This window comes from Bradyrhizobium sp., assembly GCF_049581145.1.
Lineage (GTDB): Bacteria > Pseudomonadota > Alphaproteobacteria > Rhizobiales > Xanthobacteraceae > Bradyrhizobium.
In genome coordinates this window covers 1-8,436 of the sequence record NZ_JBAURI010000701.1, presented here as the reverse complement: position 1 = coordinate 8,436, position 8,436 = coordinate 1, and the positions used below count along the sequence as shown (strand labels likewise).

Genomic DNA, 8,436 nt, shown 5'->3' with positions numbered 1-8,436 from the left:
GGCGACCGTCAATCGCCTCAGAACGCTGACGGGCTTCGAGGAGGTGCGCGCGCCGTTCGATGGCGTGATCAGCGCGCGGAATATCGACGTCGGCGATCTCGTGAATGCCGACAACGGCAGCGGCACGCCGATGTTTTCCATCGTCAAGGACGATGTGTTGCGTGTCGCCGTCAACGTGCCCCAGACCCAGGCCGCGGGCATCAAGGACGGGTTGCAGGCCAAGGTGAATGTCTTTGAACTGCCCGACCGCACCTTCTCCGGCACCGTCGCGCGCAATGCCGGCGCGCTGCTGGCGGCGAGCCGCACCCTGCCGGTGCAGGTCGATGTCAGAAATCCCGATCATGCCCTGAAGGCCGGCATCTTCGTCAATGTCGAAATCGACGTGCCGCGGGAACATCCCAATGTCGAGATCCCGGCCGAGGCCCTGGTCTTCAATCAGCAGGGGCTGCGCGTCGCGACGGTCCGGGACGGCAAGATCCACCTGCAGCAGGTGGTGATTTACCGCGACCGCGGCGAGAGCCTCGAACTGGCGAGCGGGCTCAATGGCGGCGACCAGGTGGTGCTGAATCCCCCCACGACGACGCATGAGGGCCAGAAGGTCCGCATCAACCAGCCAGGCGATGGCGCAAATCGCCAGCAGGTGGCCTCCGACGGGCAGAACGCTCAACCCAAGTAAGGTTTGCGCGCCTGCGCTTTGCCTGGCTCAGCTCGACATCGTGGCTCAGCTCGACAGCGGATCGGCGATGCTTTCGAGCGATTTGCCCTCCGCGTCGATGCCGAACTTGAATTCGACGCCAGCCGCAACGAGCAGAAGCAGCGCTGCGAGCATGTAGCCGGCGCTGACATGCCACGCCGAGCCGGATTCGATCAGCCATCCGAACACGGATGGCGCGATGCTGCCCCCGGCCGCCGTGCCGATGGCATAGAAGCAGGCGATCGCCAGCGCCCGCGTTTCCAAGGGAAAGATCTCGCTTGCCGTCAGATAGGCCGAGCTCGCGGCTGCCGAAGCAAAGAAGAAGATCGCGACCCAGGCGATGGTCTGGGTCGTGGCGGTGAGCAGGCCGCTTCCAAACAGGACGGCGGTCGCGAACAGCAGCACGCCGCTGAGCGCGAAAGTGCCGGCGATCATCGTGCGGCGGCCCACGGTATCGAACAGCGAACCGAGCAGCAGCGGCCCGCAGAAATTGCCGATCGCCAGCGGCAGCACGTAATAGCCGATGCGCTGCTGCGGCACCTGGTAGAAATGCGCGAGGATCAGGCCGAAGGTGAAAAATACCGAGTTGTAGAGGAATGACTGCGCGATCATCAGCGTCAGCGCGAGAATGCTGCGTTCGCGATATTTGCCCAGCATCGCGGCAAAGATCAGTTCGAGCCCGAACGATTTGCGCGGATGAACGGTCAGGCTTTGCCGGGGCTGCGGCAGCTTGGCCGCGGTGTCCCGCTCGACGCGCGCCTCAATCTCGCGAACCGTCGTTTCCGCGTCCTTGTCGCGACAATGCGTGACCAGCCAGCGCGGGCTTTCCGGGACGAAGCGCCGCAACAGCAGGATGCTGGTACCGAGGACCGCGCCGATGCCGAAGCCGAGCCGCCAGCCGACGTTGGCAGCGAACAGGTTCGGGTCGAGCAGCACGGGAGCGGCCAGCGCGCCGCAGGCCGCGCCGAGCCAGAAGCTGCCGTTGACGATCAGATCGACCCGGCCGCGATACTTGGCCGGAATCAGCTCGTCGATCGCCGAGTTGACGGCGGCGTATTCGCCGCCGATGCCAAGACCGGTGATGAGCCGAAAGATCGCGAAACTCCAGAAGTCCCAGGCGAAAGCGCTGAGCAGCACGCCGCACAGATAGATCAGCAGCGTGACATAGAACACCAGCCGCCGTCCGAAGCGGTCGGTGATCCAGCCGAAGCCAAGCGCGCCGATGACCGCACCGACCACATAAAAGGAGGCGATCGCGCCGAGATTGGAGCTCGACAAATGAAGGGTGCTCGTGCTTTGCAGCGCGGGTCCGAGCGAGCCGACGATGGTGACTTCGAGCCCATCGAGAATCCAGGTGATGCCGAGACCAAGCACCACGAGAACATGAAAGCGGCTCCATGGCAGCCGATCGAGCCGAAACGGGATGTCGGTTTGCACGGCGCCGGCGGGTGGGGAGGAGTCCTGCATCGGGATTCGCGGGTTGAGCTGGCGTCGACGCGGGGACATGGGTCGTGTCGAGCGAGCTGATGACGACCGTACTCAACGCGCGCCTGCCGATCGGGTTCGCGCCACATCACGAGAATCCGTTGAGCCGACGTGTCCCGGAAGGTGTCCCGCTGCCATCCGGCGCAGAGCCCATGTTTTGAATATCCCTGTCAAATGTCCTTCAAATGTCCTTGGCGCTGTCGCCGCCGGTGACTTCATATTCGGCGCCGGTCACCATGTTGGCCGCGTCCGAGGCGAGAAAGACCGCGGCCGGCGAAATGTCGTCCGGCTGCAGCCAGCCGACCTTGAGCGGCACGGTCGGGGCGCGGATATCCCATGCCTGCTGCGGCGAGGGCTGCTCATCCTTGCGGCCGGTCTCGCCGATCGATTCGCTGAGCCGCTTCTCGTAGCGCGTGAGCGCCGTATCGACCAGACCGGGGATCAGCGCGTTCACCGTGATGTTGTGCTCGCCGAGTTCCATCGCCGCCGACTTCATCAGGCCGAGAATGCCCCATTTCGACGCCGAGTAGCTCGATGCATCCTTGGTGCCGTGCTTGCCCTGCATCGAGGACAGCAGGATGAAGCGCCCCTTCTTGCGGGCCACCATCTTTGGCGCGAAAGCCCTCACCGTATTGGCGGTGCCGTTCAGATTGTTGTCGATGACGTCGCGCCAGTCCGCATCCTGCATCTCCAACAGCGGCACCCAGCGCTGGATTGCGGCGTCCGCCACCACGATGTCGATCCTGCCGAAGGTCTGCTCGATCGCATCGGCGGCGGCGCGCAAGGCGGCAATGTCCCGGACATCGGCCTTGATGGCTTCGCCGCGCCGTCCATAGCTGCGGATCTGGCGCACCGTTTCGTCGAGTTCTTCCGGCGTGGCGGGTACGGCATTCGACGCGGTGGAGACCGGACCCGCGATATCGATCGCCACGACGTCGGCGCCGTTCGCGGCCATCTCAACCGCAATGGCGCGACCGATGCCCCGTGCGGCGCCCGTGACCACGGCGACCTTGTCGCTCAGCATCGAACCGCGCCCCGGGCGGATCGGACCCGCGCTCCTTTCGGCGGGCGGCTCCGGAACGGGCTGGCCATTGAGTTCGCGGGGATCGGTGTCGGATCGCTGCTGTGCGGCCGCCTTGCTGATCGCCGCAAAGGCGGTGGCCGCCGCCGCACCCTTGAGCACGCCACGCCGCGCTGAATCGTAGTCTGCCATCAATGGCTCCCGTGTTGATCATCGTCAACCAGGAGACCTGTCAGACGTTCCTGCCGGCGCGCATCCGCGTCAGCGGGTCGCCACTGACGGCAAAAAAAGAAGCCCCGCTGCGGGGCTTCTCGAGCTTGGCATCGTGCATCCGACCACGGCGCGGACCGTCACCTGCCACCGGGGGTTGGACCATTGTTGTTGTTGGTACCGGGTCCGACATTGCCCTCGCTCGACGGGTTGGCCGAACTGTTGGACTTCATGTTGGAGCCCGTCGTCATCGATGAATGGGACATGTTGGAGCCCGTCGTCATCGACGAATGGGACCTGGTGTGCTTGTGCGACTTCGCTTGCGCAGCAAGCGGCGCGCCCGCAAGGCCAGCGGCGACGAGCACGGCGATCGCTGTTCCGGTTTTCTTCATGAAAAGGACTCCTTCGGTTGAATGATGCGACGGAGCAACTCACGGCATTGACAAGCGTTCCTGTTGGACGCTGCTACCGGTGCGCCTGCTGACGTGATCGGAGGACCGCCGCATCGTCCTCGCGCTTCGCATCACGCATGTGATGCGCCACCGAGGCGAACTTCATTGCGGTGTCGGCATTGCGGCGCGGCCCCGCGTTCAGCGGACCCTCGTGCCAATGCCAATCGAGCCTCTGCCAATCGAGCCTCTGGGGCTCTTTCGCCGGGGCGAACTCGTTGGGCCTCACTCGGCTGGGTGGCCGGGGTTCGCGCGATGGCGGCCGCGACTATCTGAATCTTAAATCGCTATTCTAGCGCGGGTTGCGAATCGTCGCGACGGCTGCAGCCGATTTTCCAGATCAAGTTTTCCTGTTTTGCGCCCGCATCGACGCGAAGCGTAGGGTTCCGCCTGGAACAGCCTGGAACTTAAGTCCTGCGCCGCGATTGTCGTCGGAACTTGTCGCGCCGCGAGCGTCCTGAGATTCTGGATCGATGAACATCCTCGACCCTCAAGGTCCAATCGCCGCGGCCGATAAAACGATCCTGCTCGACTCGATCGCGATCATGCTGGCGATCGTGTTGCCGACGATCGTTGCGATTTTCGCCTTCGCTTTCTGGTTTCGGCAATCCAACGACCGCGCGACCTACTGGCCGGACTGGGCCTATTCCGGACGTCTCGAACTCGTAGTCTGGTCGATTCCGGCATTGACCGTCATTCTGCTGGGCGGCGTCGCCTGGATCGGCGCGCACCAGCTCGACCCGGCGCATCCCGTCGAAGGCACGGGGGCCGGCGTGACGGTCGAGGTCGTGTCGCTCGATTGGAAATGGCTGTTCATCTATCCGGACCAGCGCGTCGCTACCGTCAATGAACTGGTCGTCCCGGTCGGATCGCCGCTGCACTTGCAGCTGACGTCGGGCAGCGTGATGAACGCGTTCTTCGTCCCGCAGCTGGGCAGCATGATCTACACCATGAACGGCATGGTCACCCGGCTCGAGCTCCGCGCCGATGAAGTCGGCAACTATCAAGGCTTGTCGTCGCATTTTTCCGGCGACGGCTTTCCCGACATGCTGTTCGACGTCCAGGTGATGTCCCAACCGCAGTTTTCCGACTGGGCCAGCAGCACCGAGCGCAGCGGTCAAGCGCTGAATGCCGATGTCTATCGCAAGCTCTCCGAGCAATCGATCGAGACGACCAAGACCAAATACCGGCTCGACGATCCGGAGCTGTTCCAGGCGATCGCGACCCAGCGCATTCCGCCAGGGCCGGGGCCCCGTTTGACCACCAATCTGGCCAGACCGGAGAGCGGAGCGAGCAATGTTCGGTAAGTTGAGCCTGTCTGCCATTCCGCTCCATCAGCCAATTCCGCTGGTCGCGGGCGCCGTCGTGCTGGTTGCTATCCTCGCAGTACTCGGCTGGGTCATCGCGAAGGGGCACTTGCCCTATCTCTGGCGCGAATGGATCACCAGCGTCGATCACAAGCGGATCGGGGTGATGTATACCCTGCTGGCGATGGTGATGCTGCTGCGGGGATTTTCCGATGCCATCATGATGCGCGCGCAGCAGGCGGTGGCCTTTCATGCGCAGGGCTTTCTGCCGCCCGAGCACTATGACCAGATCTTTTCCGCACACGGCACCATCATGATCTTCTTCGTGGCGATGCCATTCGTGATCGGACTGATGAATCTGGTGGTGCCCCTGCAACTCGGCGTGCGTGACGTGGCGTTTCCGACGCTGAACTCGGTCGGTTTCTGGCTCACCGCGACCGGCGCGCTGCTGGTCAACATCTCGCTGGTGGTCGGCGAATTTGCGCGCACTGGCTGGCTGCCCTATCCGCCGCTGTCGGAAATGACCTATTCGCCCGGCGTCGGCGTCGACTATTATGTGTGGTCGCTGGAAATTTCAGGCGTGGGGACGCTGGTTGCCGGCATCAATCTCGTCACCACCGTCCTGAAACTGCGCACCAAGGGCATGACCTATCTGCGCATGCCGATGTTCTGCTGGACGACGCTGGCGTCCAATCTCCTGATCGTCGCGGCATTTCCGATCCTGACCGCAACGCTCGCGATGTTGATCCTCGATCGCTATTTCGGCTTCCATTTCTTCACCAACGAAGCCGGCGGCAACGTCATGATGTTCATGAACCTGATCTGGGCGTGGGGCCATCCGGAAGTCTACATCCTGATCCTGCCGGCGTTCGGGATCTTCTCGGAGGTGGTCTCGACCTTCTCCGGCAAGCCGCTGTTCGGCTATCGCTCGATGGTGCTGGCCACCATGGCGATCTGCGTGATCTCCTTCATGGTGTGGCTGCATCACTTCTTCACCATGGGGGCGGGGGCCGACGTCAATGCCATCTTCGGCATCGCCAGCATGATCATCGCGGTGCCGACCGGAGTGAAGATCTACAATTGGCTGTTCACGATGTATGGCGGGCGCGTGCGCTTCACGACGCCGATGCTGTGGAGCCTCGGATTCATGGTGACTTTCCTGATCGGCGGCCTGACCGGCGTGCTTCTGGCGGTGCCGCCTGCCGACTTCCTGATGCACAACAGCCTGTTCCTGGTCGCCCATTTCCACAACGTGATCATCGGCGGCGTGCTGTTCGGCGCGTTCGCCGGCTATAACTACTGGTTTCCGAAGGCGTTCGGCTTCCGCCTGCATGAGGGGCTGGGCAAGGCCGCATTCTGGTTCTGGATCGTCGGCTTCTATGTCGCGTTCATGCCGCTCTATGTGCTTGGATTTCTCGGGATGACGCGGCGCATGCAGCATTACGATATCGCGGAATGGCGTCCGTGGCTGCTGGTGGCCGGCTTCGGCGCGATTCTGATTCTGATCGGGATCATTTTTCAGATTGCGCAGCTCGTCGTCAGCATCCGTCATCGCGACGAATTGCGCGACCACACCGGCGACCCCTGGGACGGCCGGTCGCTGGAATGGGCGACCGCGTCGCCGCCGCCGGTTTTCAATTTCGCGGTGTTGCCCGACGTCAGCGGAGAGGACGCCTATTGGAGCCTGAAGAATCGCGCCAGGCAGCAAGGCCTCGAGCAGCGTGAGCCGGAATACCACGACGTGGAAATGCCCCGCAACTCGCCGACCGGTTTCGTGTGCGCGTTCTTCGCGACCATCATGGGCTTCGCCCTGATCTGGCACATCTGGTGGATGGTCGCGCTCGGCGGGATCGGCGCGTTCGTCACTTTCGTGGTCTTTGCCTGGCGCGACCATGATGAGTACGTGATCTCGGCTGCCGAAGTCGGCCGGCTCGATCGCGCCAATCTGGCGGAACGGCGCGCTGCGCTCGGCTACGCGGGGGGCGCGTGATGGCCGACACGACGATGGCATACGCGCATGGCGACCCGCATCAGTTGCGCGGCATGGAGCAAGCCGCGATCGCACACCAGGGCCCGGCGTCGAAACGGATCGTGACCGGCTACGGCTTCTGGATCTTCCTGCTCAGCGATTTCGTGATGTTCTCGTGTTTCTTCGCGGCCTATGCGGTGCTGTCGGGGCAGACCGCCGGCGGACCGAAGGCCGCTGACCTGTTCGACCTGAGGAGCGTCGCGATCGAGACCGGCTGCCTGCTGTTGTCGAGCTTCACCTGCGGCCTCGCCAGCATCGCCGCGGACGTGCGCAACGAACGCTGGTTCCAGGTCGCGATGGCGGTGACCGCCGTGCTCGGCCTGGGGTTTCTGGCGCTGGAGGGGCGCGAGTTCGCCGGTTTCGTCGTAAGCGGCGCCGGCCCCAGCCGAAGCGCGTTTCTGTCGGCCTTCTTCACCCTGGTCGGATGCCACGGCATGCATGTCTCGGCCGGTATCCTCTGGCTTCTCACCATGATGGCGCAGGTTTACGCGAAAGGCTTTCGTGCCGACATCCAGCGGCGTTTTCTCTGCTTCGCGCTGTTCTGGCACGCGCTCGATATCATCTGGGTCGCGGTATTTTCGATCGTCTATCTTCTCGGGAGAGCCGCATGAGCGAGCAGAGCCACCAATTGCATGGTCGCAGCGATGTTGCTCCCGGCGACGAGGAGGAAGTCCGCGTCGGTCCGCGGCTGCTCGGATATGTTACCGGCCTCGGTCTCGCCATCCTGCTGACGGCGACCTCGTTCTTCATCGCCGGCACGAATCTGGTCTGGCAGCCCAGCATTCCCGTCGCGATCGTGGTGCTGGCGATCGCGCAGATGGGCGTGCACCTGGTGTTTTTCCTGCATATCACCACGGGTCCGGACAATACCAACAACGTGATGGCGCTCGCCTTCGGACTGATGGTGGTGTTCTTCGTGGTCGGCGGCTCGCTGTGGATCATGGACCACCTCAATCACAACATGATGCCGATGGACCAGCTCATGCAGATGCAGCGCTGAGCGCTGCACCGTCGGCGCCGCGGGCATCGATCAGCAAATGAAAGAGGCGGCCGGGCGGCCGCCTCTTTTGAGGTTCTTTTGATGTTCTTGGACGAGACGCCTTACTGGCAGATATGGCGACGGCCGTCTTCGCCCCTGAACCAGGTGCCTGGCTGGCAGGCATAGCCGTTCGGGCCGTCATAGCCGTAGGAGCTGCGGAAGGGCGCGGTTGCAATGGCGCCCGCGGTGCCGATCGCAGCGC

8 protein-coding genes are annotated in these 8,436 nt (G+C 63.4%); 5 read left to right on the top strand and 3 right to left on the bottom strand.

Translation table 11 applies throughout. From position 1 onward, the window contains the following. The coding region (locus WCB02_RS22890; protein ID WP_423961692.1) for an efflux RND transporter periplasmic adaptor subunit at positions 1 to 676 on the top strand (676 nt) is incomplete at its 5' end. A gap of 45 nt (positions 677 to 721) precedes the next feature. Here WCB02_RS22890 and WCB02_RS22885 read toward each other — a convergent pair. From WCB02_RS22885 to WCB02_RS22875, 3 genes are all read right to left on the bottom strand, one after another. Next, positions 722 to 2,200: an MFS transporter gene (locus WCB02_RS22885; RefSeq protein WP_423961691.1), complete on the bottom strand. Its 1,479-nt coding sequence runs from the start codon at positions 2,198 to 2,200 to the stop codon at positions 722 to 724. A gap of 160 nt (positions 2,201 to 2,360) precedes the next feature. Then, complete coding sequence (locus WCB02_RS22880; protein ID WP_423961688.1) at positions 2,361 to 3,392, bottom strand: SDR family NAD(P)-dependent oxidoreductase; 1,032 nt, start codon at positions 3,390 to 3,392, stop codon at positions 2,361 to 2,363. 158 nt (positions 3,393 to 3,550) lie between these two features. Next, the gene (locus WCB02_RS22875; RefSeq protein WP_423961687.1) at positions 3,551 to 3,802 is read right to left on the bottom strand and encodes a hypothetical protein; all 252 of its coding nucleotides are present in this window, start codon (positions 3,800 to 3,802) and stop codon (positions 3,551 to 3,553) included. 530 nt (positions 3,803 to 4,332) lie between these two features. On the opposite strand from WCB02_RS22875, the gene WCB02_RS22870 reads away from it, so the two are divergent. From WCB02_RS22870 to cyoD, 4 genes are read left to right on the top strand one after another with little or no spacing between them, the layout of a single operon-like run. After that, positions 4,333 to 5,166: a cytochrome ubiquinol oxidase subunit II gene (locus WCB02_RS22870; protein WP_423961685.1), complete on the top strand. Its 834-nt coding sequence runs from the start codon at positions 4,333 to 4,335 to the stop codon at positions 5,164 to 5,166. Continuing rightward, positions 5,156 to 7,156 (top strand): cytochrome o ubiquinol oxidase subunit I, encoded by a 2,001-nt coding sequence (gene cyoB / locus WCB02_RS22865; RefSeq protein WP_423961683.1) that lies wholly within the window; start codon positions 5,156 to 5,158, stop codon positions 7,154 to 7,156. The genes WCB02_RS22870 and cyoB overlap by 11 nt, the downstream gene beginning before the upstream one ends. Further along, entirely contained in the window at positions 7,156 to 7,806 is a 651-nt protein-coding gene (locus tag WCB02_RS22860; protein ID WP_423961680.1) for a cytochrome (ubi)quinol oxidase subunit III, read from the top strand. Before cyoB ends, WCB02_RS22860 begins: the two co-directional genes overlap by 1 nt. Continuing rightward, positions 7,803 to 8,195, top strand: coding sequence for a cytochrome o ubiquinol oxidase subunit IV (gene cyoD, locus WCB02_RS22855; RefSeq protein WP_423961678.1), 393 nt, complete (start codon positions 7,803 to 7,805; stop codon positions 8,193 to 8,195). Before WCB02_RS22860 ends, cyoD begins: the two co-directional genes overlap by 4 nt. The last annotated feature ends 241 nt before the right edge of the window (positions 8,196 to 8,436 follow it).

Bases quoted from the DNA above. Each gene is read 5' to 3' on its own strand.
- WCB02_RS22885 (WP_423961691.1), bottom strand. From the start codon at position 2,200: ATGTCCCCGCGTCGACGCCAGCTCAACCCGCGAATCCCGATGCAGGAC.
- WCB02_RS22880 (WP_423961688.1), bottom strand. From the start codon at position 3,392: ATGGCAGACTACGATTCAGCGCGGCGTGGCGTGCTCAAGGGTGCGGCG.
- WCB02_RS22875 (WP_423961687.1), bottom strand. From the start codon at position 3,802: ATGAAGAAAACCGGAACAGCGATCGCCGTGCTCGTCGCCGCTGGCCTT.
- WCB02_RS22870 (WP_423961685.1), top strand. From the start codon at position 4,333: ATGAACATCCTCGACCCTCAAGGTCCAATCGCCGCGGCCGATAAAACG.
- cyoB (WP_423961683.1), top strand. From the start codon at position 5,156: ATGTTCGGTAAGTTGAGCCTGTCTGCCATTCCGCTCCATCAGCCAATT.
- WCB02_RS22860 (WP_423961680.1), top strand. From the start codon at position 7,156: ATGGCCGACACGACGATGGCATACGCGCATGGCGACCCGCATCAGTTG.
- cyoD (WP_423961678.1), top strand. From the start codon at position 7,803: ATGAGCGAGCAGAGCCACCAATTGCATGGTCGCAGCGATGTTGCTCCC.